The following is a 24884-nucleotide window of genomic DNA, read 5'->3' as shown; positions in this document are numbered from 1 at the left end:
GAAGCTGCCTCAGGCAGCGCCAGTAAAATGCGGCCTCCGGCCGCGCAAGTAAAACGCTGCCTCAGGCAGCGCTAGCAAAATGCGGCCTCAGGCCGCGCAGGTAGGAATATGCCACCCCAGCCGAATAAAAAATAAATTGTTGTATTTTTGAAAATAAAAAACAAAACCTATATCTATACGCCCAAACCCGTCCACCATGCGCACCCTCTACGTCCCCAACACCCCCATTCACATCACTTACCGCCTGTACGGCAGCATTCCGAACCTACCCCTGCAGAAGCTCCACAGCAGCCGCCGCCTGCAGCGATTGCGGCTGGAGGAACAATATCCTCAAGTCCGTCGCCGCGCGGATCCACAGCTGCGCGAAGAATACCTGGAAGCGTGTCGGGCGACGGAAATTGACCACTACCTAAATTACGACCGCATGCTCGACGCGGCCATGACGGGGCCCCGCTACCTGCGCGGAAGCAGCGCCAAGCGCATCGTCCTGGATTCCTGGCACCACCTGGCACGGCAGCATAACCTCCGGATCTATGCCATCAGCGTGATGGACAACCACGTCCACGTATTGCTGGAGAACCGCTCGGCGGATCAGCTGGTCTCCCTGGTCGAATTGCTCCGCAACCATAAGAAGTACACCGCCACCCAGCTCAACCGCCTCCACGGCACCCGGGGACGGCGGGTCTGGGCCGAAAAGGAGTACACCCGTACGGTACGCCGGGGTGGGTTTGAGCACGTGCTGTGGTACGTGCTGAACAATCCGGTGAAGGCAGGGCTGACGGACGAGCCGCTGTCGTGGGTGGGTAATTGGTGGGCGGATGAGCTTTACGAGGCGTTTATCTTGAGCCGGGTGGCTTAGCGCGACCGGAGGCAGCCTTGTGCTGTCGCTGCCGGGAGGCAGCCTTGTACTGGCGCTGCCTGAGGCAGCATTGTACCGGCGCTGCCTGAGGCAGCATTGTACCGGGTGGCGTACCTTTCGACCCAATTGCAGATTGTACTCCATGAATGACCATACCTACGTAGCGATTATGGCCGGCGGCGTCGGCTCCCGTTTCTGGCCCGCCAGCCGGGAAGACAAGCCCAAGCAGTTTCTCGATATCGCCGGAGATGGCCGCAGCCTGCTGCGCATGACCTTCGACCGCTTCCTTAAACTGACCACGGCCGACAAGATCTACATCGTCACCAACGCCCGCTACAAGGACCTCGTGCTGGAACACCTGCCCGAGATCAACGCCGGACAGGTACTCTGCGAGCCCAGCCGCAACAACACCGCCCCCTGCGTAGCGTACACGGCCTTCAAGCTGCACAGCCTCGATCCCGACGCCAACTTCGTAATTGCGCCCAGCGATGCCCTCATCGTTAACGACAGCCTCTTCGCGGCCAACATCAACAAGGCCCTGCGATTCACCTCGGAGAACGACGCCCTGGTCACCCTCGGCATCTCCCCCGACGCCCCCCACACTGGCTACGGCTATATCCAGTTTATCGACGAGCAGACCGGCACCGAAGACGTCTATCCGGTCAAGCGGTTCACCGAAAAGCCCGACCTGGAAACCGCCCAGGGATTCCTCAACAGCGGCGACTACCTCTGGAACGCCGGCATCTTCATCTGGCGCGCCAAGACCATCCTGGAGGCCTACGAGCGCTTCGCCCCGGAGATCTACGCCCTCCTGAGCCAGGGACTCAACTACTACAATACCGAGGAAGAGCAGTCCTTCATCGATGAATTCTACCCCCAGACGCCCAGTATTTCGGTAGACTACGCCATCATGGAGAATGCCAAGAACATCTACACCATCCCCGCCCAGTTCGGCTGGTCCGACCTAGGGGCCTGGGGTGCGCTCTACCACGAAACGGATAAGGACTCCGACGGCAACGTGCTCTCTGGCAACATCATCACCGAAGACACCCACAACAGCTACATCCGCGGCCCCCAGGGCAAGCTCGTAGTAGTGGGCGGCGTCGATGACCTCCTCATCATCGACGAAGGCGACGTCCTGCTCGTCTACCCCCGCAACCGCGAACAGGAAATCAAGGCCCTGCGCGCCAAGGCGGAGGCGGAGCATGGGGAGCGGTATGTGTAGGTGTTTGCTGGTGTAAGGAAGAGGAGCTTAATGAGGAGCTGGGCTTGGACTCATCACCTTTTCTTACGATGCAAGTTTTAGGCAGTAAATGCAGGTGATCGCTATGGGAAGTTGGGCACCATAGCTGCCGCCCTGAGTGTTGCCGGACAGTTCACTACGGATAATTCACCAAGTGGCAGGCTTTGATTGCCGACCATTCCCGCCAGAATGCTTTTTATTGAAGAGGGGTGGGATGAAGGTCACCCGTTCAACATTTTAGTTAGGGATGGAGAGCCCACTGGCTAGCCCTACATTGTCTATAATTACTGACACGGCCAGGGCAACCTTACGTTCGTGACCGTGAATCGGGCCAAGTACGTCACAGCCGGGTGGTAAACAGTTTACAATACAAGACCGCTCGTAGTGGTAAATGATGCTTTGAAAAGATTCGCTACATCGGCTATATGTACAACCGCAATTGCAAGTCTTGTACTATTACTGCTAAGCACTTATGATGATGCATACTTAGTGCATTGCTCTGGTAGGAGGTACGAAAAGCTACCGTGCTCAGTAAGCTATTTTGTATTTTGGGTGCTTCCATATTGGTGGATATTTTTATTGGCTACTGGAATTACGGGCGGTCTGCTAATAGCTTGTATCGGCCGCTTGAAACTTTTTTAGTTCTCTATGATACTGCAACCTCTAATATCATCCACCAAGCGATTATCGCCACGCCGTGGCGACGCTCTTCGCGTCGGCCTGGTCGTGACGCAAAAGTTCGCTTAGTCACGGCTATGTTTGAAGTCAATATTGACCGTACCAAGATTTGGGGTGCTCATCGACTTCAAGAACGAGACACAGTATGACCTCTTCTAAGTGTTTCTTTGCAATAGCCACATTGCTAGTCTTGTTTGGCTGCGGGTCACCGCGGCAACCTATTGCTGGTACTGTGCAAGCAATGGATTCCTTAGCCGTTTTCAGCCGTCAAGCATACGAGGTTATCGCGGAAGAAATCAGTTTCAATGATAACCATTGTCTATCGGCAAAGCCATCTGTGAGTGAGGAAGTCCTCAATTTCGGATTGTTTGCACCGTATAATTTAGATCACATCGTCGACAGAATTGATACATCCAAGGTTGTTGAATTGTCGCTTCGTCCACCAGTAGTAGCAACCAATCCAATGCTTTCAACTATCGGACAGGGCAGATGGAAGTGCGGCAAAGTGTTTTTCTCTGAAATAGAAGCTGGATATTTTTTTGCCGAGTACTTCATGGAAAATCTACCAAGTTATCAAAGTAGACCATCGTTTGGGGCAAGTCAATTCTTTTTATTCGAGGTAGTCAATAGTCGTCAGGTTGTATTGATAAAGAGTGCTCAACTTCAATATAATTGATTGGACTATTCTGGTACGAGCCCGCCTAGAAAATAGCGCCACGCCGTCTTGACTCAGTCGGCAAGGAAGGGGCGCGACTGCTTCCTGGTGGGTGCTCCTCCGAGACTGTTTTTGCGGTCACGTTTTTCCTCAACCCTGAAGCCTGGTTCTGAGCAAAAAGCGACCGATCCAACGTGCAGCCGAAGTGTACAAGGCCAAGCCCCCACCTTTGACCTCGTGATACGGAACGTCTGCATAGACCAAAACGCAGGTCACCCCACCACCGACCCAAGTCGGATCTGGCAAAGCCAGGAAGGTGAAAATATTCAGTACCGGCTATCACCCCAGGCCGTCACGGACTGCCAGGAATAATTCGCTTAAGGTCCCCCATTGCGCCACCACAGCCCCCGGCCGTTCTCCATTTACCCGGCACCCGCGGCCCCGCCCCTTGCCAAAGACGAATTGCGGTACCAAGAGACTGCCACCCTAAAGCCCTAAAGAACTAAAGCCCTAAACAACTAAAGCCCTAAACAACTACCCATACCGTTCAGCAAACTCCTCCACCGTAGGCCGAAACCAGTAGAACACGGCAAGCATCAGTACCACGAGGGCCAGGGGTTCGAAGTTGTAGGTCAGCAGGGCAATGACGGTCAGCAGCAGGGTAGCGCTTTCGATGATGGCCAGGCGGATGAGTACCGTTGCCCGGTAGCTGCTCGCGGCGCGTTCCATGACCCGGGGCAGGCGCTTGATGGACCGCTGGCGAAACTGGTCGATGAACCAGGCACCCCCCACCATGCACACGGCGTAGCCGGCGACGATGTAGAGGTCCGTCTCCCCGTCCATGAAGAAGCGCGGTTCCTCACCCCGGATCAGGAACCACACGATGATGGCAAACACGAGCTGTCCCATCAGCATGGCGTAGAAAATCGTCTGCAGTTTCGGGAACCACCTATTCGATTCCATGCATCATCTTTTTCATCCACCCGCTGATGGCGATGAAGATCACCGCGGCGGTGATGGGCACGGCGGCGAAGATGGCGAAGAAGCCGCTCAGGCCGATCTGCTCGGCGATGGGGTCGATGTAGGAGCCCGTAAGGCCGGCGGCGAAGTTGGCGATGAAGTTGGCCACGAAGAAGACACCGAACATCAGTCCCACCAGCCGCACCGGGGCCAGCTTGGATACGTAGCTCAGGCCCACCGGCGAAATACACAGCTCCCCCAGGGTGTGGAAGAGGTAGGCCGCGATGAGCCAGAACATGCTCACGCTGGCGGTGGCGGCACCGTCGGGGATGCTCAGGGAGCCCACGGCCAGGATGGCGAAGCCGAGGCCCAGCAGCGTCAGGCCGAGGGCGAACTTGATGGGGCCGCGGCGGAGGAAGGAGATTTTCTTTTCCCACAGCTTGGCGAAGGCCGGCGCGAAGCAGATGATGAACAGGCTGTTGAAGATCTGGAACCAGCCGGCGGGAACCTCGGGAGCATCAGCCGTGAACTGCTCGAAGAGCATGTTGCCCAGCAGGCCCCAGATGCCTACGAAGGCGAGGCCCAGCATGAGGTTGGAAGCAGTATAGTGACGGAAGGTAACGGCGAACAGCTTGCTCAGTACCCAGGTGAGCACCAGCACCGGAATGACGGTGATGAGGGTATTGGCCACCCGGAAGATCTGGGCGCTGCCCCCGTCGAGGGTACGGTCGGTGTAGTCGAGGGCGAAGATGGTCATGGATCCCCCGGCCTGCTCGAAGGCCCACCAGAAGAAGATGATGAAGAAGCTGAAGACGATGATCGACCATACCCGGTCGCGCTCGATCTTGGTCAGCGCGTCGTCCGATACGATCCAGCCCACGAAGGCCACTACGGAACCGAGAATGATGGGCGGCATGAACTGCCGGCTGACCGTCTGGATGAAGTTGGGTTGATCGCCGCCGTACACGTCGATGAGCCAGTAGAAGGCCGCGGCGATGAACAGGCCGATGAGGCCCCAGGTGAAGGCCCGCTTGCCGTCGTCGTCGCCGGCCACCGAGGGGGCGGTAGGCTGTTCTTTGGTCTTGAGGGTGCCCAGTGAGCCGTCAACCGTATAACCTTCCGGCTCCACGGCCGCGGTTTCGGTTTCGGTGGATTTGGGTTGGTTGGAGGGGTTGTCGGGGTGGTTGGGCGAAAGGCCGATGTTGCCGAAGATGTCCTGGGCCAGCCAGAACTGCACCAGGCCGATGAGCATGAAGATGCCCGCCAGTCCGAATCCGTAGGCGTATCCGTAGGCGTCACTCTCCCCGTAGTAGCTGCACAGCAGGATGCCGAGGAAGGCACCGGCGTTGATGCCCATGTAGAAGATGGTGTAAGCGCCGTCCTTGAGGTCGGTATCTTTTTCGTAGAGCTGGCCGACGATGGAGGAGATGTTCGGCTTGAACAGTCCGTTACCGATGATCAACAGCCCGAGGCCGGTATAGAATAGCCCCGCCGTCTCGAAAGCCATGGCCGCGTGGCCCAGGGTCATGATGAGCGCGCCCAGCACCACCGCGCGGCGGTAGCCCAGCAGCCGGTCGGCCAGGATGCCCCCGATCATGGGTGTGAAGTAGACCAGTCCCGTATAGATGCCGTACAGCGCCAGGGCGTCGGCTCGGTCCCAGGGGTTGTCCCCGAAGGCGATGTCGACCAGAAAGACCACCAGCAGCACCCGCATTCCGTAGTAGCTGAAGCGCTCCCACATTTCGGTGAAGAAGAGGACGAAGAGGCCGGGCCGGTGGCCGAAAATGCTGCCCCCGTCTTCTGGGTGTCGTACGGTCGATGTATCCATTAGGTTTGGTTAAGGTTAGTGGGGCAGCGGGGGCACGGGGCCGGAACTGCCGGATTCGGTGATAAACGGTGCGGTAAATCTGCGCTCCCAGGGGGTGAGCGGTGGGACCAAAGAAACAAAATTACCGCTTACCTCCCGCGATCGCGATGCGCAGGGAAGCGCCCAGCAGTCCGCCGAGCCCCGCGGTGAGCCCGCCCCAGAGCGCGGTGACCACCACCAGCACCCAGCCGGTGGGCACCCCGAAAGTGACCGCCAGCCGGTCGCCAAGCCGCCCCTCCGACAGCAGGTGGAGGTAGCCGGCGTAGCAGCCCCACATCATCACAGCGGCCAGGAAGGAAAAGTAGAAGCCGGACCGCCGCCAGACGGGCAGCAAACCGGCGGCCACCGCCGCGCCGAAGGCGGGCACGTACCACGGCCAGTCCAGGTAAAGGGTGACCAAACAGGTCAGCAGCACAAGCAGGAGCAGAAAGAGTCGGTACATAAGGTCTATTCAAATATCCAGCTGCCGATGGGGTCCTCGGGCTTGGTCCAGCGGGTGAGTTCGTGGTAGCGGCCTTCGGCCCATTCCTCGAAGCCGTTGTCGTAGTATTCGCTGCCGGGGTTGCCGGAGGCCCCGCCGGGCAGGGCCCCCCAGCCGCGGGGCTTTTCGCCCAGTTCGATGACCATCCGCCAGCTGGCGCCGAATCCGTCGGCCACCACCCGCGGCGTCATCCGGGCCCCGGGGGTGGTGATCAGGGGGGAGCCGAAGCCCTCAATCCGCCCGAGGTGGGGGATCCGCGCGTCGCGGTGTTCGGCCCAGGTGGCGGGCAGCTCGCCGTCGAGCTCCTCCAGGATCTCATCGAAGGCCCGCTGGGTAAGCATGGCGGCTGTCTCCCGGAAGTCGGGGGTGGACGCAACGTCGAAGATCTCGTGGGCGGGCGCATCGCGCAGCAGGTCATTCAGTTTCCACCATTCGGGGCGCAGCAGTCCGTCTTCGCGGGGCAGCTCGTCGAAGGTCAGGGTGTAGAGTCGTTCGCGCCAGTCGTCGAAGAGGGTAGGGGCCCGGCTATCGCCGCTGTAGCGGTAGTCCCACTCGGAGAGTACCCGCAGCAGCCGCCGCCCTTCGTCGTTGAGTGATTGCCGGTTGATGCGCGCAATGAGGAAGGGGGCCAGTTCCTCGGCCAGCAGGGAGTAGGCGTCGAGCTGCAGCTCCTTCATCCGCCGCTGGTTCATGGTGGGCTGCCGCTGCAGTACCCGGTTGATGTAGCGACCACGGTATTCCTCGAAGCGGCCCAGGTAGTAGTAGGGGTAGCCGGCGTCGGTGGTCACCTGGTTGGCGGAGCTGGCGAAGCCGCGGGCGGGATTGTAGGAAACGGGGCGGTGCTCGAAGGGGATCGGGCCCCGCCAGGCGTTTTTCAGGCTGTCGCCCGCGCGGAGGAAGCGGCCCTCCTCCGGTCGCCGCAGGGGGAAGAATCCGTTGGGCCGGATGGCAATGTCGCCGTCGCGGGCGGCAAAGAGGAAGTTCTGGGCCGGATCCACGTAGCCCCGCAGGGCCTCTACGTAGTCATCGTAGTTGCGGGCCTGCATAAGGCGGATGAAGGTACCCGCGGTGGAGTGGGGGCGCACGGCCCGCCCGGGTTCATCCTGCGCCAACCAGCGCATGGCCATGTGGGCGTAGGTGCCGGTGGTGTCGGGCACTGGGCCAAAGACCGTCCAGGGCACGGACACGATCTGCTCCCCCCCGCCCTTCAGCCGCAGGGTGTCGTTGATGAAGCGGGTGGGCACCTCCTGCCCGTCGAGGCGGTAGGCGCTGCGGTCCGCGTTTACCCAGTCGATTTCGTACCAGTCGGTCACGTCGTGGCCCACGTTGGTCTCCCCCCAGGCTACGTAGTCGTTGAAACCCATCATCAGTCCCGGTGCGCCGGCCAGTCCTACGCCGCGGGCGTTGCAGCCGGGGAAGGTGAGCTGGATCTCGTACCATACGCTGGGGTAGGAGAGGGCCAGGTGGGGATCGCTGGCCAGGATGGGCGCGCGGGTATTGGAGCGCCGCCCGGCCACGGCCCAGTTGTTGCTGCCGTTGTCCGGGTCGGGGGGGAAGGATTCGTAGGCGAGCCGCTCGTCGGGGGTGGGGGGCGCGGACGCGGGTTCCGTTTTCCGTCCGAATGCCGGGAAGCCCAGGTCGGGGAAGAAAGAAAACCGGCTCACCCGATCATTCACCTCGGTATTCGGCACCACGGGGCTCGCCCGGGGGAAGCGTTCCGGGAACAGGGCGTCGAAATCCCGGCGGCCCAGTCGGTCCAGGGTGCGGGTAGCCTCGGCGTCGTTGTAGGCGCCGCTGAGTCCCGATGACATGCCCTTCATGAGCAGGGCCGTGCGGTAGGGCGACCACCGCATTGGTTCGTGGCCCAGCAGCTTGTACTCCACGGGGTAATCTTCGGATTTGAGCTGGTCGAGGTAGGCGTTGATTCCGTCGGCGTAGGCCTCCAGCACCCGGTAGTCGTCGGGGAATTCCAGCCGCATGGTGTCGACGGTGCGGCGGGCCATTTCCCGGAATCCCTTGCGGATCTGGGCCAAGTCGCGCGGTACCATCGACTCACCCAGCACCTGCGCCAGCGCCCCCTCGGTGGCCCGCGTACTGATGTCCATCTGCCACATGCGGTCGTAGGCGTTGACGTAGCCCTGCAGGAAGGAGGCGCTCTCCAGGCTGCCGGCGATGACGTGGGGCACGCCGCGCTTGTCGAAGTGGACCTCTCCCCGGGCCCGGGGATCGGCGAGGTGGAAACTGAGCTGGCGGACGCGGGGACCTTCTCCGGCGTTCTGCCAGAAGCCCAGGCCGGGATTGAACAGGGGGCCCAGGGCGGGCAGGGGCAACCCGAACGGTTGGGCCAGACTTCCGAACAGAAGCCAGGCGGTCAGCAGCAGGGCGGAAATAGCGGGGACAATCCAGCGCATAATGACGATTAGGGAAGCAAACGAAGGTACTAGCCGGCGAACGAACCAAACCTGCGGAGTGACATTATACCATCCTAATGGTTACCGCCCAATGCGCATTTTGTCACTTTGCTGCCTTTGCTTCCTGTTGGCCTGCGAGGGCAACACCCGCGAACGCCGCTCGGCACGGGGGGAGGATTTCGTGAGCGACCCCGATCACCTCTACTTCCGCAACGTGCGCAGCCGCGATTACCGCACCGTTACCCTGGCGGAGGGGGTGGACGAATACCACCACGATGACCTGCCGGACGACCCCGCCCTGGTGATCCGCGACAACTGGCTGGAAGACCGCGCTCAACTGCGGCTCGGCGACCGCCCCCTGACCGTGGCGGAAGTGAGGACGCTGTACGACCAATTGCGCAGTAATGCCGACGCCACCCCCTACTCCGACGACCGTCAGCGCAAGGCGGCCACGGAAGTGGTGGCGGATTATTTGCGGCTGATTGGCTCGTAGCGGCGACTTGAGTCCCCAGGCTGCCTGTTTTAAAGCAGCATGACGGCTGAAGCCGTCGCTACGGGCAACCATTTTCTCCTCTGGCGGGTACTCTAGGGCGTGACCCTCAACGCAAAGCAAATACGGCAGCAGGCCGTCCTGGAACACTACCACGACCGCTTCAATACGCCCGATTTCCTGCCGGATGACCCCCTGGGACTGGTGCACGCCTTCGACGATCCCCGCGACCGGGAGATCATCGGATTTTGGGTGGCTACCCTGGCCTGGGGCCGCCGCGCCACCATCATTGATAAGGGGCAGCAGCTGATCGAACGGATGGAGGGTGAACCCCTGCGCTACGTACTGGAATACGGCGATGACGCCGACCGCATTGGCCGCGACCTGGGCGACTGGAAGCACCGCACCTTCACCCTTGCCGATACCCGCTACTTCCTGAGCTGGCTGCGGTGGTACTACCAGCGGAATGAGTCGCTGGAAGATGCCTTCGCCCGTCACCTGACGGCGGACAGTCCCAACATTGAACCGGCGCTCCGCGGCTTTCACGAGCTCTTCTTCAGCTTGCCCGAAGCCCCCCACCGCACCCGCAAGCACGTGGCCACCCCGGCCCGGAAGTCGCGCTGCAAGCGGCTGTGCATGTTCCTGCGCTGGATGGTGCGACAGGACGACCGGGGCGTGGACCTGGGGCAGTGGCGGCGGATCCGGCCGGACCAACTCTGTGTGCCCCTGGACGTCCACGTGGAGCGGGTAGGCCGGTCGCTGGGGCTGCTCAAGCGCAAGCAGTGCGACTGGCAGGCGGTAGTGGAGCTGACCGAGAACCTGAAACGCTTTGATCCCCGGGATCCTACCCGTTATGATTTTGCCCTCTTCGGGATGGGGGTGGAGGGCATCGCCCCGGAAGCGGTTTAACCGGCCGACCAAACCGCGGAAAAGGCTTCTTGATACATACTTTAGGCGGGTTAAGCTGTTGTAAGCCAAACCCCAAGACTTACGGCCCATGACTTCTCACTTCTGGCTGACGAGCAGCCACCCCAAGCAGTATGCCGATGCCCCGGACAATCGGCTCTACGTGCGGCAGTACGGCAGTGGGCAGCATATCCTGATTGCCCTCCACGGCTTCGGGCGCAACGGCGGCAGGATGGAAAGACTGGGCATGCACCTCGCGCCCCACTTCACCACCCTGGCTCCCGACCTGCCCTACCACGGCAAATCGGAATGGTTCAACGACCGCTACGGGGTGGAGGAATTCACCGCCATGCTCCAGCAACTGCTCGACCGCTACCAGGACCGCCGGGTATTCCTGCTGGGGCACAGCCTGGGCGGACGTTACCTGAGTGCCTGCCTGCCCCGGCTTGAACACCCCCAACTGCACGACCTGGTTCTGGTGGCCCCGGACGGCGCCGGCGGGCGGTATACCAACTGGATCGATACCCTGCCACAGTCGCTGGTCAGTCCCCTGGCCCGGCTCACGGAGCGGCCGCGGGCGATCCTGCGGATGTCGGAGTGGCTACAGAAGCGCGGCCTCATCAATGGATACTCCGCCGACTACCTCAAGTTCAACCTCAACAACCGTCCGTTCCGGCGCCGCCTGGCCGGCACCCTGCGCAGCGTACTGCGGTTCCCGCCGGCACCCGCGTCCTTCGAGCGTGCCCTCCACCAGCGGGGCATCCGCTGTACGGTACTGGTGGGCGACAAGGATCCGCTGCTGCACCACGACCGGCTGACGAAAATGTACGAACCCCTGCCGTCGGTGGACGTGCAGCGGTATCAAGGCAGCCACTGGCTGCCGGAGCGTTTGCTGGCCGAATACTACTTGGATAGTTTGGTGGCAGTGTTACCTTAGCTGCCGTGAAACCCCTGGCTTACCCCAACGTTGGCACCATGCTCGACCGGACCACCCGGTTACTGAAGCAACATTACCTGCGGGCCTTCCGCGAAGAGGGCATCGACCTCAGTACCGAACAGTGGGTACTCCTCGATCGGCTCTTTACCCAGGGCGACGCCAGCCAGACCGAACTCGCCAACGGTACCTATAAGGACGCCCCTACGGTGAGCCGGATCATCGACAAGCTGGCCCGTAAAAAGCTGGTGGAGCGCCGGCGCTACCCCAACGACCGGCGGCGCTATCTCGTTTCCATTACCCCCACCGGCCGGAAGGTGCACGAGCGGATCACGCCCTACGTCCAGGACCTGCGCCAGCAAACCTGGCAGGGATTATCGGAGGACGATTTTCTGCGCCTCCAGGACATCCTGCGCCACATCCGGGACAATTTCGAGGAGGAGTAGCTGAGAAGCCCCCGCCCGAACGTTTAAAGCCCTAACCCTATATGAATTCCCTGCCCCAACACATCGAGGCCCTCATCTTCGCTGCCCCCCAGCCCATACCGCTGACGGAGGTGCAGTCGGTACTGCGCGACAGCGTCGGCGTGGAATTCCCCGAGGAAATCCTGCTGCAGGCCATCCACGAGCTCAAGCGCCGCTACGACCACGCCCAGCACAGCTTTGAGGTGGTGGAGATCGCCGGGGGCTACCAGTTTATGACCAAGGGGGCCTACCACCAGACCATTGGCACCCACCTGCGGCAGCAGAGCACCAAAAAGCTGAGCCGCTCGGCCCTGGAAACCCTGAGCATCATCGCCTACCGCCAGCCGGTGACGAAGTCCGACCTGGAGAAGATCCGCGGCGTGAGCTGCGACTACGCCCTACAGAAACTATTGGAAAAGGAGCTTGTTACCATTACCGGTCGGGCCGACAGCGTAGGCAAACCCCTGCTCTACGGCGTAACCGACAAGTTTATGGATTACTTCGGCATCCGCTCCCTGAACGACCTGCCCCAACCCCGGGAATTCAAGCTTCCCGAGAATACCATCGGGGAACCCGAGGAGCTCATGGTGGACGCCGACAACTAGCAAAGCCTCATGATGGTCAATAAAGTCGCCGCCTCCGGACTCATCACCCTCAAACTGGAAGAATACTGGCCCAGCCAGGCCATGGTCTCCTTTGACCTGAAGGACTACCTCTTTCAGGAACTGATCCTGAAGGAGAAGGACTTCCGCGAAGCCATCAAGAACCACGATTTCAGCCAGTACCAGGATAAGGTGCTGCTGGTCTTCTGTTCGGCGGACGCCATCATTCCCGCCTGGGCCTACATGCTCGTCGCCGCCTCGGCCGCCCCCTACGCCGCCGACATCTACCAGGGCACCGAGGAGGAATACCTGCGCGACTACTACCGCAAGACCATTGCCGCCCTTGACCCCGCGGAGTACGAGGGACAGCGCATCGTCGTGAAGGGCTGCGGCGACCGCCCCGTGCCCCCGGCGGCCTACCTGGAGGTCACCGCCCGCCTGCGGCCAGTGGCCCGCTCCATCATGTTCGGCGAGCCCTGTAGCACCGTGCCGGTGTACAAGCAGCCGCTGGTCCGCAAGTAATCACTGGTGCTTATCTTGGGCCTTAAATTTGGCCCATGCGACCCAGCCTTTACCTGCTCGCGGTACTGTCCTTCTGTTGCTCGTTGGCAGTGAAGGCGCAGGACACGCACTTTACCCTCCACGACTACAATCCACTCTGGCTCAACCCGGCGCAGACCGGCGCCTTCAGCGGTTCGGTGCGTTTGGGCGGTATCTACCGGGGGCAGTGGTACACCCTCAACGGCCTGAGCACCCCCAGCGCCTACGTCGACGCTCCGGTGATCCGCGGACTGCGGCGCTACGACTGGATCGGGGTAGGGGCCAACCTGATCAACGACAAGGCGGGCATGGGTGCCGACCTGGGGCTGCAGTCCAATTACTTCGGATTCTCCGCGGCCTACCACCTGGCCCTCGACAACAACCGCCGCAACGTGGTCACCCTGGGCGCCCAGTATGGCAGCACGACCTACAGCCTGGACGTCAACGGAATCAACCTCCTGCAGCAACTCACCATCGACCCCGCCCTGGGCGGGGGTGGGCTTTCACAGGGTGAGATCCGCATGCAGGAGTCCGGCGGCGCCAACGAAAGCTACAACAACATCAACGCCGGCCTGATGCTGCGCTCCGTCCTGGATCCCGGCAAGGGCAACCTGTTGGAAGCCGGCGTCGCGGTACTCCACCTCAACAACCCCAAGCAGAACTCCTTGATCGCCGTGGCCACCGACAGCATGGGCATCGACAGCACGACGGTGGGCAACTTCGACCCCGACGACCGCCGCCGCAAGCCGACCATCCACGGCCACGCCCGCCTCGACCTGGAGATGAGCGACAGCTGGCGGTTCCAGCCCTCCATCTTCGCCCAGCACTCGGCTTCGGTCACTTCCGTGTCCGTCCAGGCCTGGGGCAGCCATGCCCTGAAGCCCGACATCACCCTGCGCCTCGGACTGGGTTACCGGACGGGCGACGCCGCCCAGGTGCTGGTGGGGCTGGACTACGAGCAGCTGCGGGCCGCCCTCAGCTACGACATCACCCTGAGCCAGGCGCGGGTAATCGACAATTACCAGGGGGCCTTTGAATTGTCGGCCCAGTACATCATCAACATTTACAAGAAGCCCACTGTCGTCCCCACGATGCTGTGCCCGAAAATCTGACGCTGCGGCGAAGGATATGCCCCACGGCCCCGTTCTTATGGATCACCTATTTCCGACCTTCATGACACCTACCCTCCCGGACCCCCTGCGGAACCTGAAGTGGCTCCTCGTGGCCGTGCTGGCGACCGGAGCCCTGCCCCTGTTCGCCCAGCCGTTGGCCGGCAGTTCCAACCTGGAACAGTTGCTGGCCGCCGCCGACTCCGCCCGGGTGAGTTACAACTGGTCGGTGGCCCTGGAGAACTACCAGGAAGCCTACGACATCAATGAAGATGAAGAGCTGCTGCCCCTCATCGCGCGGATGAACTACGAACTCCGCGACGTCGCCGCCGGAATCCGGGGCTACACCCGGGCCTTCCGCAAAACCGAAGCCTCCGATACCACCCACAACCTCGACCGCTTCTACTTCGGCCGCCTGCTGAAGATGGACCGGCAGTACGACGAGGCGGTGACCTACCTCCAGAACTTCCTTCAGTTCAACCGGGATACGGTCCTCGGCCAACTCGCCCGCGTGGAAATCGAGGGCGCCCGGATGTACCGCGATGCCCCCACCGAAACCGGTGAGGTGGAACTGGAGTTGCTCGACCGCTCCGTGAATACCGTCTGGAGTGAGTACTCCCCGGTACTCTCCCCCGACGGCAACACCCTCTACTTCGCTACCGTGAAGTCCAGCAGCGCGGTAGAGCTGATCGACGCCAACGACAGCGAACGCTTCATCCGCATTTTCCGCAGTGAAAAGAGCGACGAAGGCGACTGGCAGCGGCCCGAACCCCTCGAGGTGGAGGTGAACCGCCCCGGTATCCACACCGCCAACCCGAACGTGAGCGCCGACGGCCGCAGGCTCTACTACAACCGCCTGCTGATGAACAGCAACAAGGTGGACCAGGCCAAGATCTACTACAGCGACGTGGCGGATGACGGCTGGCGCAGCGGAAACCCGGTCTCGGGCATCAACAGCGACGATTACCTCGCCCTCCAGCCCGCTACGGGTGAGCTCTTCGGGAACGAGGTGCTCTTCTTCGTCAGTGATATGCCGGGCGGTTTCGGTGGCCTCGACATCTACTACGCCACTTACGAAGGCGACGGCCGCTACGCCTCCCCCGTAAACCTGGGGCCAACGATCAACACCGTAGGCGACGAGACCACCCCCTTCTACTTCGACGGCACCCTCTACTTCAGCACCAACGGGCGGCCCACCATGGGCGGTACCGACCTTTTCTACAGTAGCTGGAACGGCAGCGCGTGGAGCGAACCCACCAATATGGGCCCCGGCTTCAACAGCAGCGTGGACGACCAGAGCCTCAGCATCTACAACGACGGTTTGGTGGGCTTCATGACCAGCAACCGTCCGGGCGAAGGACGGTCGGTAAAGAGCCAGACCTGCTGCGATGACATCTACGCCTTCGAAATCCCCCGCCTGTACGCCAACCTGGTGGTGGGCCTCTTCAACACCGACCGCCAGCCGCTGAATAACGGCACCATCCAGCTGCAGCCGATCCGCAATGGGCGTTCCGTAGGCAGTGGGAACCAGAAAACCCGGGAGGACGGGAACCGCTTTGACTTCGGCCTGGACCTGGAAACGGAGTACCGCATCGTGGCTACCCACCCCGGCTACTTCCCGGATACGGTGGAGCTGAGTACCCTCGGACTGCAGGAGAGCAAGAACTTCGAACAGGTGTTTTTCCTCCGCGTCGACCCGTCGACCATCCCCGTCTACGACACCATCCAGCTGGAGGAGTCAATCGCCCTGGAGAACATCCTCTACGACCTGGACAAATCCAACATCCGTCCGGACGCCGAGGGTGACCTGCAGGTACTGGCCGACCTGATGAAGGAGTACCCCGAACTGGTAATTGAACTGAGCTCCCATACCGACTACCGGGGGGAGGACCGCTACAACCAGAACCTGAGCCAGCGCCGCGCCGACGCCGCCCGCCGGTGGCTGATCGCCAAGGGAGGCATCGAGGCCGCCCGAATCAAATTTGCCGGTTACGGGGAAACCCAACCGCTGCAGGTGAGTGAGCGCCTGGCCATGCGCACGGGGGGTGTCTTCTCCGCCGGCGACGTGCTCACTCCCGAGTACATCGATGCCCTGCCCACCAACGAGCAGCGGGAACTGGCCCACCAGCTGAACCGCCGCACGGAATTCAAGGTGCTGGAAGGCCCGACCGAAATCATCATCCGCCGCGACGTCATCGAGCGGGTCATCGACGGTAGCGACCGCAACGCCCAACCCCGGGACGGGGGTGCCGCCGCCGCGCGGGAGCCCATCAGCCCCATGAGTAGCCTGCACGGCAAACCCGCCGCCGAAATCGCCGGCCTGCCCATCCTGACCTTCGACCGCCGCAGCGTCGACCTCGGCCCCGTCCGCCAGGGAGAGAAAAAGGAGTTTACCTACACCTTCACCAACCGGGGCGAGGTGCCTGCCAAGGTGATGCTCATCCAGGCCTGCGATTGCACCACGGTCAGCCACGACGACAGCCGGGTCTACCAGCCAGGCGACAGCGGTACCATACAGGTTACCTTCGACAGCACCGAGAAGGAGGCCGCCGAAACCCTGGGCATCGACATCTTCCTGGAACAAAGCCACCCCACCGGGCAGCCCGTTACGGAAATGATCGAATACCGCTTCGATATCGTCGAATAGGAGGTGGGCGCGGGTACACCGGCCCTGCTTCGCCTTTTTAATGGCTACTGGTCGGGCTGGCGGCGCTACGCCGACTTCGGCGGGCGGAGTACCGTCCGTGAATACCTATCTTTTCTGATTATTAATGCGTCCGTTGGCTTCCTCCTTGCGGTCCTGGGGGAACGGCACGAGCTGTTCGCGGGGCTGAAGTGGATCTACGCCTGCGCCGCGCTGGTTCCGGGACTGGCGGTTACCGTCCGAGTATTGAGGGCCCTGCTGGGTACCGGAAAGTAATACCTACAGTCCGGCCCGGGCGGAAATTTCCAGCATCCGGTCGATGCTCTTTACGCCCTTTTCGATGACCCACTCCGGCAGGATGATTTCCGGCTGCTCGTACTTCATGCAGAGGTAGAGTTTCTCCATGGTGTTCCGCTTCATGTGGGGGCACTCGTTGCAGGCGCAGGTGTTGTTGGGCGGGGCGGGGTAGAAGGTCTTGTCGGGGCTGGCCAGCTCCATCTGGTGGAGGATGCCGGGCTCCGTAGCGACGATGAACTCCTGGTATTCACTTTCCCGGGTAAAGCGCAGCAGACTGGAAGTGGAGCCGACGTGGTCGGCCATGTCCAGGATGTGGGCCTCACACTCGGGGTGGGCGATGAAGGCCGCCTTGGGGTGGGCGATCTTGAGTTTGGTTACCTTCTCGTGGCTGAAGATCTCGTGGACCATACAGCTGCCGTTCCACAACACCATGTCGCGGCCCGTTTCCTTGACCAGCCAGCGGCCCAGGTTAACGTCGGGGGCGAAGATGATCGGTTGGTCTTCCGGAATGGAGTCGATGATGTGACGGGCGTTGGTGCTGGTACAGCAGATGTCCGTGAGGGTCTTCAGCTCCGCCGTACAGTTGATGTAGCTCACCACGACGTGGTCGGGGTACTTTTCCTTGAACTTGGCGAAGACGGGGGCGGGGCAGGAATCGGCCAGGCTGCAGCCGGCTTTGAGGTCGGGCAGCAGAACCTTTTTCTGGGGGCTCAGCATCTTGGCGGTTTCGGCCATGAAGTGTACCCCGGCGAAGACGATGATATCGGCGTCGGTGCTGGCCGCCTGCTGGCTGAGGCCGAGGCTGTCGCCGATGTAATCCGCGATGTCCTGGATTTCGGACTCCTGGTAATAGTGGGCCAGGATGACCGCGTTGCGCTCCTTCTTGAGCCGGTTGATCTCCGCCGCCAGATCCAGGGTGGGGTCGACGTCTAGGTCAAGGAACCCCCGGCGCTTGAGGTTCTGGGTGGCAAGGGCGAGATCGGCGGACATAGTCGGTGGTTTTGCTTGAAGACGCGAATATAACAGCGGCCCCTCCGATAAGTTGCTTTGCTTTAAAGTTAAACTAAGGTAAGCGTTTCCCCGGCACCCGCGCGCCGCCGCCCTAAATGGTTACATTCGTCTTTCACTAAATGCCTGCCGCCATCGCAACGTTCCACTGGGCCATTCTGGGCCTGGGCAAGATCGCCCGCAAGTTTGCCGAAGACCTTCAACACCTCCCCGACGCCCACCTCGTGGCGGTTGGCTCCCGCTCCCTGGAACGGGCCCAGGCCTTCGCCAGCGATTTCGGGGCCGAACACGCCGCCGGTAGCTACGTGGAGGTTTTTGAAGGGCCCCGCATCGACGCCGTCTACATCGCCACCCCCCACAGCGGCCACCGCGAGCTGACGCTGATGTGCCTGGAACGGGGCGTGCCCGTCCTCTGTGAAAAACCCCTCGGACTGAACTACACGGAAGTGGAAGAGATGGTGGCCACGGCCCGCCGGACGGGGACCTACCTGATGGAAGCGCTTTGGTCGTGCTTCATCCCGGCGATAGTGGAGATGAAGCGGGCGGTGAACGAAGGGGCCATCGGTACCCTCGAGGGGGTGAGGGCCGACTTCGGTTTCCGCGGCGTGCCCCGGGAGTCCTTCGACCGTGACCGCCTCTACAACCCCGTCCTCGGGGGCGGTGCCCTGCTCGACATTGGTATCTACCCCATCTGGCTGGCCCAGTTCCTGTTCGGGGCCCCGGAGGAAATACGGGCTACGGCCCGGCTGACCGAACTGGGGGCCGACGTGGATACCCAGGTGACCCTGCGCTACCCGGGGGGGCAACTGGCGCATTGCTATTCCACCCTGCTGGGAACCACGAAGACCGACGCCCTGCTGCTGGGGTCGGAAGGGGAGCTGCACATCCATTCCCGCTTCCACCACCCCCAGGGGTTCAGCGTGCTGAACGGGAACGACGTACCGCCAGTCAACCACTACCACCGCTTCGTCGGTCACGGTTATCAGTTCGAAGCCGCGGCCGTGATGGCCGATGTGAGGGCCGGCCGGGGGGAATCGGCTACCTGGTCGCTGGACGACAGCCTGCTGCTCCACCGTACCCTCACCGCGGTGCGCCAGCAGATTGGCGTGGTGTACCCGGGGGAGTAGCATCCCCGCCGGTGCTTTACTACCTTCGCCGCCATGCTGGAGCGACGACCGACGGTGGTGGATTTCCTTACCCTGCTCGGCCTGAGCCTGATCTGGGGTACGAGCTATATCCTTATTAAATATGGCTTGACCGTATTCTCTGCCCAGCAGATCGCCGTGCTGCGGCTGGGGCTGTCGGCCCTGGCGCTTTCCCCCTTCGCGCTCACCCACCTGCGCCGCATCCGGCTGCGGCAACTGCCTCCGCTCTTGCTGGTGGGGTTGACGGGAACGGCCATCCCTTCCTTTCTCTTCCCGATTGCCCAGACCCACCTGAGCAGCAGTCTGACGGGGATGCTCAGCAGCCTGACGCCCCTGTGTACCTTCCTGGTGGCCTGGCTGGTGTTCCGCAACCGACCGGTGAAGGAGCAGGTCATTGGTCTGGTGGTCGGATTACTCGGGGCGGTGCTGCTGGCCTACGTCACCCCCGGGGAAGGGACGCAGCGCAGCCAGCTGGCCTACGCCGGGCTGGTGCTCGGGGCCTGCTTCTGCTACGGCACCTCGGCGAACCTGGTGGCCCATTATTTCCGGCAGTTGCCGTCGTTGACGATCACCGTTACCAGTTTCTTTCTGGTGGGGCTGCCGGCGCTGATCTACGCCTTTACCCTGGGTGGGGTGGTACCTACCCTGGCCGCCGCGGGAACGGAGGGTTGGTGGGCCCTGGGCTACGTGACCATCCTGGCGGTGGGCAGCACCGTACTGGCCAGTTTCGTTTTCTTCCGGCTGGTGCAGCGCAGCGGGGCCGTATTTGCCAGTACGGTCAGCTACCTGATTCCGGTGGTGGCCCTGTTGTGGGGGCTGGTCGACAACGAACGCTTCGCCTTGCTGCAGTTGCCAGCCATTGGCCTCGTACTGATGGGAGTGTTTCTGAGCAAGCGCAAGTAACGGGACACTTCGTACCCGGTGGATTGGCGTTCTTGAGGAGATTATCTTCGGCTGAACTAGCGACCTTGCCCCCGCCCTTTAATGACCCGTATGAAAGTATTCACCGCGATCCTGCTTTTCTGTTTGCCACTCATCGGACTGGCGGGGCCGGCGGATTCCGTATTCATCGACGAGGTCCGCCTGGTGGGCCACAAGAAAACGCGGCCCCGGGTAGTCCTGCGGGAAATGACCTTCGGCAGCGGTCAGCGATTGGCGGCGGAGGACCTGGACCAGGCCGTAGCCCTCAGCTATAATAACCTGATGAATACCGGTCTCTTCGCCAGCGTGGAGATGAGCTATGATACCGCCACCATAGCGGAGGGGCACACCACGGTGACGGTCGCCATGCGGGAAACCTGGTACATCTATCCGGTACCGGTATTCTCCCTGGCGGACCGCAACTTCAACGTTTGGTGGGACGAGCAGAAGCGCTCCCTCGACCGGGTGAACGTGGGGGGGAAGCTCAACTATTACAATTTCACCGGCCAGCGCGACAAGCTAAAACTTGGGTTCACCACGGGCTATACCCGCTCGCTGGAAGCCAGCTACGCCTTCCCCTACCTCAACCGGGAGGGTTCCATCGGCGTGGAGGCCAACTTCAGCAACCAGCGCCGCCGGGAGCAGAACTACCTGACCCGCAACAACCAGCAGGAATTCTATTCCGACCCTCATTCCTTCGTGTACCGGAGGTCGCAGGCTAACATTACGCTTTCGTACCGCAAACGGATTTACGTTTCCCACATCCTCGCCCTGGGCTGGCGGTCGTCGCAGGTAGCGGATACTATCGCCCGGGTGCTGAATCCCGATTTCTACGGCGGCGGCAGGGTAGAGCAGAAGTACTTCCGCGTAGGGTATGATTTCCGCAACGACCGCCGCGACGTGCGGAATTACCCCTGGAAGGGAATGTTCTTCAGTGCCGGTATCGCCAAGGAAGGACTGGGAATTTATGGGGAGCGGGACGGACTCGAGGTGCACGCCGATTACCGCCGGTATATTCCCTTCGGACAGGGCTTTTCGTTCAGCTACGGGGTGGCCGGTAAGTACAGCCTCATCCGTACCCGCCAACCTTTTCTGGAGAATAGAGCTATCGGATTCGGTGACAACGGGCTGACGGGTTACCAGTTTTACGTGGTTGACGGACTGGACATGCTCATCTGGCGCACGGGCCTGCGGCGGGAAATATTCAAGACCAAGCTCGATATGGGCAAACTGGTGTTCATCGACGCCTTCCGGTATATCCCCGTCCGGGTGCTGCTTTCCGTCCAGTTCAACCAGGGCGTCGCCAATGCGCCCTTCGTGGACGGTTCCAACCGCCTGAACAACAACCTCCTCACCGGTATGGGAGCCGGGGTCGACTTCGTGCTCTACTACGATATGGTGGGGGGCATACAGTACAACCGCAATCACCTGGGAGAGGACGGGGTATACCTCAATTTTATGATGGATTTTTAGGGCACGGTTGAGCCACGAGCGGGAAAAATTGATACCGGATTAATTTTCAACGTATTATACTGTGCATCCATTATATGTATGGGCTGACGCAAGTGGCCGGAGGCACAAACGGTATTAGCCAACCGCGTTCCATTGGCGGGCGGATATCCCCGCGGGTATTGCCGATATGTGAATAAAAGTATTAGGCTACTATATCGGAATATCTCCAAACGGGTATTTTTCGTATATATCAGACAGTGAGGAAATATATTCAAAAAATGCTCACTTTTTGTGCGATTATGTCACTTTGCGGGTCCGGGCTACTGGCAAGGGGACCTGTAGCGGGGTAACAAACTGCATTTACCCCGCGCTGTGGGGTGCGTTGGCGACCAAGTTTTCGTAATCTTGTAGCCCGGCCTCCACCAATCCGGCCATCGCCATGCAGGTAGTCATCTACAGCCAGGTTTATAAGGAATCCGACCGTGAGTACGTTCAGGAGTTGTTCGACCTGCTGGCCGCGGAGAACTTTTCCACCTACGTATACGGTCCTTACCTCGAGCAGATCCGGCAGCACATTCACTTTACCCGCGACGTGGGCATCTTCGAGAGCCACCTGGATTTCCGGATCAAGAAGTTCGATATGCTCATCACCCTCGGGGGTGACGGTACGATTCTCAGTGCCATCTTGATGATCAAGGACTATCAGATTCCGGTGCTGGGCATTAACCTGGGCCGCCTGGGATTCCTGGCCCGGGTGGAGAAGGTGAAAATGCGCGATGCCCTGCGTATGCTGGCCAAGGGACGCTTCGAGACCGAGAAGCGCGACATGCTCTACCTGGAGAGCAACCTGCCCGTTTTCGGCGATACGCCCTACGCGCTGAACGACTTCACCCTGTTGAAGCGGGATACTTCGTCCATGATTACCATTCATACCTATATCAACGGGGCCTACCTGAACAGTTACTGGGCCGATGGTATCATCGTAGCCACCCCCACCGGCAGTACCGGGTACAGCCTGAGCTGTGGTGGGCCAATCATCTTCCCGGGCAGCGGCAACTTCGTGGTGACGCCCGTAGCCCCCCATAACCTCAACGTGCGCCCCATCGTCATCAGCGACGACGCGGTGATCAGTTTCCAGATCGAGGGGCGGGCGGATAACTTCCTTTCGACCCTCGACAGCCGCTTTGAAACCGTTACCGCCGTCCACGAACTGGCCGTAAGGAAGAATGATTTCGGTATTGACCTGGTGAAGCTGCCCGATATCACCTTTATGGACACCCTGCGCAGCAAATTGAACTGGGGAGAGGACCGCCGCAACCACTGAGGGGTATAAATTCCATTATTTTCCTTTTTAACTATATATTTGCTATACCCCGGCAAACATTTAGGGGAATATCCTATTTTACCGTAATTAAAGCTAGCCGGCAGCGGCTACGTTGATGTACAAACCACATTCAGTCGGTGCCCGATATCCTGATTGGGGGCGCGACGATACTCTTCCGGCCCATTTCCAAAGCCTTTCCGCCGGCGAGGATCCATCACCCGTATACCCATACCGATTACCCGCGTGATCTCCACGGTTCGTGGGCACCAATTGACTATTCATTCAAAACAGTATTATAATGGCAAGCCTAAAAAAGGAATTACGAGCTGTACTTGCGCGCTTCGAGGCTGCGCAGGAGGCCTTCATTGAAGGAACCAAGCAGCAACAACAGAACAAGAAGAAGCTGAAGGGCTCCAAGGCCAAGATCAAGAGCCTGGAGCAGAAAGTAGCCAGCCTGGAGCAGCAGCTGCAGATGGTGCTGAACCAGCAGGACGTTGTGGTAGATTCCACGGCTGCCCCCCTGGAAACCACCCCCAAGCCCTCTACGCCGAAGCGCTCGGGCAGCCGCCGCGGTTCGAAGAAAAAGGATACCACCACCACGGTATCCGCCGAAGAAATGGCCCAGGCGGTAAGCGATGCACCCGACTCGGTAAGCGAAGCCGCCGCCGAAAAGCCCGCCCCCAAGTCCCGCCGCGGACGCCCCCGCAAGACGACCGGCGCGGCCAAATCGGCCCGCAAGTCCACCTCGGCCACCAAGCGCAAGAGCACCGGCACCCGCGGCCGGGGTCGCCCCTCGACCAAGGCGCCCGACAGCGTACTGACCAAGATCAGCGGCGTCGGCGTCACCATGGCCAAGCGCTTCGAGGAGTCCGGCGTCACCAGCATCGAGCAGTTCGCCAAGCTGTCGGACGACGAGATGAAGGAAGTACTCCAGAAATGCGGTCCCCGCTACCGCAACGCCGACAGCGAAAAGATGGAGTCCTACCGGGAGAATGCCCGCCAGGCGATGGAGGGATAAACCCTGAGCTTCGGTAAAATGAAAAACCGCCGTCCGGAATTCCGGGCGGCGGTTTCTGTTTGCGGGAGGGTAGGGAGCCGTCTAGCGGGCAGCGGCGTAGCGCTTGCTCACCTCGTCCCAATTGATGATTTCGAAGAAAGCATCCACGTAGTCGGTGCGCCGGTTCTGGTAGTTCAGGTAGTAGGCGTGCTCCCAGACGTCGAGGCCCAGGATGGGCGTTCCGCGCTCGTCCACTACGTCCATCAGGGGGTTGTCCTGGTTGGGGGTGGAGGTTACGGCCAGCATGCCGTTGTCCTGGACGATGAGCCAGGCCCAGCCGGAGCCGAACTGACCCGCGGCGGCGGTGGAGAACTTCTCCTTGAAGGCATCAAAACTGCCGAAGGCTTCCTTGATCGCATCGGCGAGTTCGCCGGTGGGCTGTCCGCCACCCTTGGGGCTCAGGATGGTCCAGAACAGGCTGTGGTTGTAGAAACCACCCCCGTTGTTGCGGACGCCGGCGCCGGCCGAGCTCACGCGGGATAAAATGTCCTCGATTTTCTTGCCCGCCATGTCGGTTCCCTCCACCGCGGCGTTCAACTTGCTCGTGTAGCCGGCGTGGTGCTTGCCGTGGTGGATTTCCATGGTGCGCGCGTCGATGTGCGGTTCCAGGGCGTCCTTGGCGTAGGGTAAATCGGGAAGGGTAAACATAGTAGTATGATTTAAGGGTAAATATAAAAAGCCCCATTCCGGGGCGGGCGCGCGGGTGCCGCGTCCCACCGTGTGAACGTGGCAATCTATCCGTGGTTGAGTGACCGGAGGCAGTTTGGGTATTGCTCTGGCGGCGGAAAACGGGCCGCTTGCCCACCGCCCGGAGTACGCCGTATAGCCTCAGCGTCA

23 protein-coding genes are annotated in these 24884 nt (G+C 61.0%); 17 read left to right on the top strand and 6 right to left on the bottom strand.

The genetic code is table 11. From position 1 onward, the window contains the following. Positions 1-196 precede the first annotated feature (196 nt). From CGL56_RS07570 to CGL56_RS18060, 3 genes are all read left to right on the top strand, one after another. Positions 197-859 (top strand): transposase, encoded by a 663-nt coding sequence (locus CGL56_RS07570; RefSeq protein WP_099105919.1) that lies wholly within the window; start codon positions 197-199, stop codon positions 857-859. A gap of 142 nt (positions 860-1001) precedes the next feature. Further along, positions 1002-2084: a mannose-1-phosphate guanylyltransferase gene (locus CGL56_RS07565; RefSeq protein WP_245184069.1), complete on the top strand. Its 1083-nt coding sequence runs from the start codon at positions 1002-1004 to the stop codon at positions 2082-2084. 841 nt (positions 2085-2925) lie between these two features. Then, positions 2926-3456, top strand: a complete 531-nt coding sequence (locus CGL56_RS18060) for a hypothetical protein (protein ID WP_143470652.1) — start codon at positions 2926-2928, stop codon at positions 3454-3456. 513 nt (positions 3457-3969) lie between these two features. On the opposite strand, the gene CGL56_RS07560 is transcribed toward CGL56_RS18060, so the two are convergent. The 4 genes from CGL56_RS07560 to CGL56_RS07545 form a co-directional block, all read right to left on the bottom strand. Next, positions 3970-4398, bottom strand: coding sequence for a hypothetical protein (locus tag CGL56_RS07560; protein WP_143470651.1), 429 nt, complete (start codon positions 4396-4398; stop codon positions 3970-3972). After that, a complete protein-coding gene (locus CGL56_RS07555; protein WP_099105917.1) occupies positions 4385-6223 on the bottom strand; it encodes a peptide MFS transporter in 1839 nt (612 codons plus the stop codon). The genes CGL56_RS07560 and CGL56_RS07555 overlap by 14 nt, the downstream gene beginning before the upstream one ends. Before the next feature lie 121 nt (positions 6224-6344). Further along, positions 6345-6704: a hypothetical protein gene (locus CGL56_RS07550; RefSeq protein WP_099105916.1), complete on the bottom strand. Its 360-nt coding sequence runs from the start codon at positions 6702-6704 to the stop codon at positions 6345-6347. A 5-nt stretch (positions 6705-6709) separates the two neighbouring features. Beyond that, positions 6710-9154, bottom strand: a complete 2445-nt coding sequence (locus CGL56_RS07545; protein ID WP_099105915.1) for a penicillin acylase family protein — start codon at positions 9152-9154, stop codon at positions 6710-6712. A 91-nt stretch (positions 9155-9245) separates the two neighbouring features. Here CGL56_RS07545 and CGL56_RS07540 point away from each other — a divergent pair, with 91 nt between their 5' ends. From CGL56_RS07540 to CGL56_RS07500, 9 genes are all read left to right on the top strand, one after another. Further along, positions 9246-9647, top strand: coding sequence for a hypothetical protein (locus tag CGL56_RS07540; RefSeq protein ID WP_143470650.1), 402 nt, complete (start codon positions 9246-9248; stop codon positions 9645-9647). Positions 9648-9746: 99 nt separating this feature from the next. After that, positions 9747-10553 carry a TIGR02757 family protein gene (locus CGL56_RS07535; protein ID WP_099105913.1) on the top strand — a complete coding sequence of 269 codons (807 nt, stop codon included), beginning with the start codon at positions 9747-9749 and terminating at the stop codon, positions 10551-10553. A gap of 88 nt (positions 10554-10641) precedes the next feature. Then, on the top strand, positions 10642-11487 hold the full coding sequence (locus tag CGL56_RS07530; protein WP_099105912.1) for an alpha/beta fold hydrolase: 846 nt from the start codon (positions 10642-10644) through the stop codon (positions 11485-11487). Positions 11488-11492: 5 nt separating this feature from the next. Next, positions 11493-11930, top strand: a complete 438-nt coding sequence (locus CGL56_RS07525; protein WP_099105911.1) for a MarR family winged helix-turn-helix transcriptional regulator — start codon at positions 11493-11495, stop codon at positions 11928-11930. Positions 11931-11971: 41 nt separating this feature from the next. Further along, complete coding sequence (scpB, locus tag CGL56_RS07520) at positions 11972-12553, top strand: SMC-Scp complex subunit ScpB (protein ID WP_099105910.1); 582 nt, start codon at positions 11972-11974, stop codon at positions 12551-12553. A 9-nt stretch (positions 12554-12562) separates the two neighbouring features. After that, positions 12563-13072, top strand: a complete 510-nt coding sequence (locus CGL56_RS07515; protein WP_099105909.1) for a DUF2480 family protein — start codon at positions 12563-12565, stop codon at positions 13070-13072. A 35-nt stretch (positions 13073-13107) separates the two neighbouring features. Continuing rightward, positions 13108-14202 carry a PorP/SprF family type IX secretion system membrane protein gene (locus tag CGL56_RS07510; protein WP_099105908.1) on the top strand — a complete coding sequence of 365 codons (1095 nt, stop codon included), beginning with the start codon at positions 13108-13110 and terminating at the stop codon, positions 14200-14202. A gap of 61 nt (positions 14203-14263) precedes the next feature. After that, on the top strand, positions 14264-16846 hold the full coding sequence (locus tag CGL56_RS07505) for an OmpA family protein (RefSeq protein ID WP_167641601.1): 2583 nt from the start codon (positions 14264-14266) through the stop codon (positions 16844-16846). A gap of 3 nt (positions 16847-16849) precedes the next feature. Beyond that, the gene (locus CGL56_RS07500; RefSeq protein ID WP_099105906.1) at positions 16850-17119 is read left to right on the top strand and encodes a DUF805 domain-containing protein; all 270 of its coding nucleotides are present in this window, start codon (positions 16850-16852) and stop codon (positions 17117-17119) included. A gap of 3 nt (positions 17120-17122) precedes the next feature. On the opposite strand, the gene nadA is transcribed toward CGL56_RS07500, so the two are convergent. After that, on the bottom strand, positions 17123-18130 hold the full coding sequence (nadA, locus tag CGL56_RS07495; RefSeq protein WP_099105905.1) for a quinolinate synthase NadA: 1008 nt from the start codon (positions 18128-18130) through the stop codon (positions 17123-17125). Positions 18131-18270: 140 nt separating this feature from the next. Here nadA and CGL56_RS07490 point away from each other — a divergent pair, with 140 nt between their 5' ends. The 5 genes from CGL56_RS07490 (at position 18271) to CGL56_RS07470 (ending at position 24008) form a co-directional block, all read left to right on the top strand. Then, the gene (locus CGL56_RS07490; protein WP_099105904.1) at positions 18271-19275 is read left to right on the top strand and encodes a Gfo/Idh/MocA family protein; all 1005 of its coding nucleotides are present in this window, start codon (positions 18271-18273) and stop codon (positions 19273-19275) included. 33 nt (positions 19276-19308) lie between these two features. Beyond that, entirely contained in the window at positions 19309-20196 is an 888-nt protein-coding gene (locus CGL56_RS07485; protein ID WP_099105903.1) for a DMT family transporter, read from the top strand. Positions 20197-20286: 90 nt separating this feature from the next. Then, the gene (locus CGL56_RS07480; protein ID WP_167641602.1) at positions 20287-21687 is read left to right on the top strand and encodes a POTRA domain-containing protein; all 1401 of its coding nucleotides are present in this window, start codon (positions 20287-20289) and stop codon (positions 21685-21687) included. A gap of 418 nt (positions 21688-22105) precedes the next feature. Beyond that, entirely contained in the window at positions 22106-22990 is an 885-nt protein-coding gene (locus CGL56_RS07475) for an NAD kinase (RefSeq protein ID WP_099105901.1), read from the top strand. 298 nt (positions 22991-23288) lie between these two features. Continuing rightward, positions 23289-24008: a hypothetical protein gene (locus CGL56_RS07470; RefSeq protein ID WP_099105900.1), complete on the top strand. Its 720-nt coding sequence runs from the start codon at positions 23289-23291 to the stop codon at positions 24006-24008. A gap of 81 nt (positions 24009-24089) precedes the next feature. Here CGL56_RS07470 and CGL56_RS07465 read toward each other — a convergent pair whose 3' ends face one another. After that, a complete protein-coding gene (locus CGL56_RS07465; protein WP_099105899.1) occupies positions 24090-24695 on the bottom strand; it encodes a superoxide dismutase in 606 nt (201 codons plus the stop codon). Between the last annotated feature and the right edge of the window lie 189 nt (positions 24696-24884).

It is taken from the genome of Neolewinella marina (genome assembly GCF_002631205.1).
Classification (GTDB): Bacteria; Bacteroidota; Bacteroidia; order Chitinophagales; family Saprospiraceae; genus Neolewinella; species Neolewinella marina.
The sequence above is the reverse complement of the archived record's forward strand: the minus strand, read 5'-3'. Positions and strand labels throughout refer to the sequence as shown.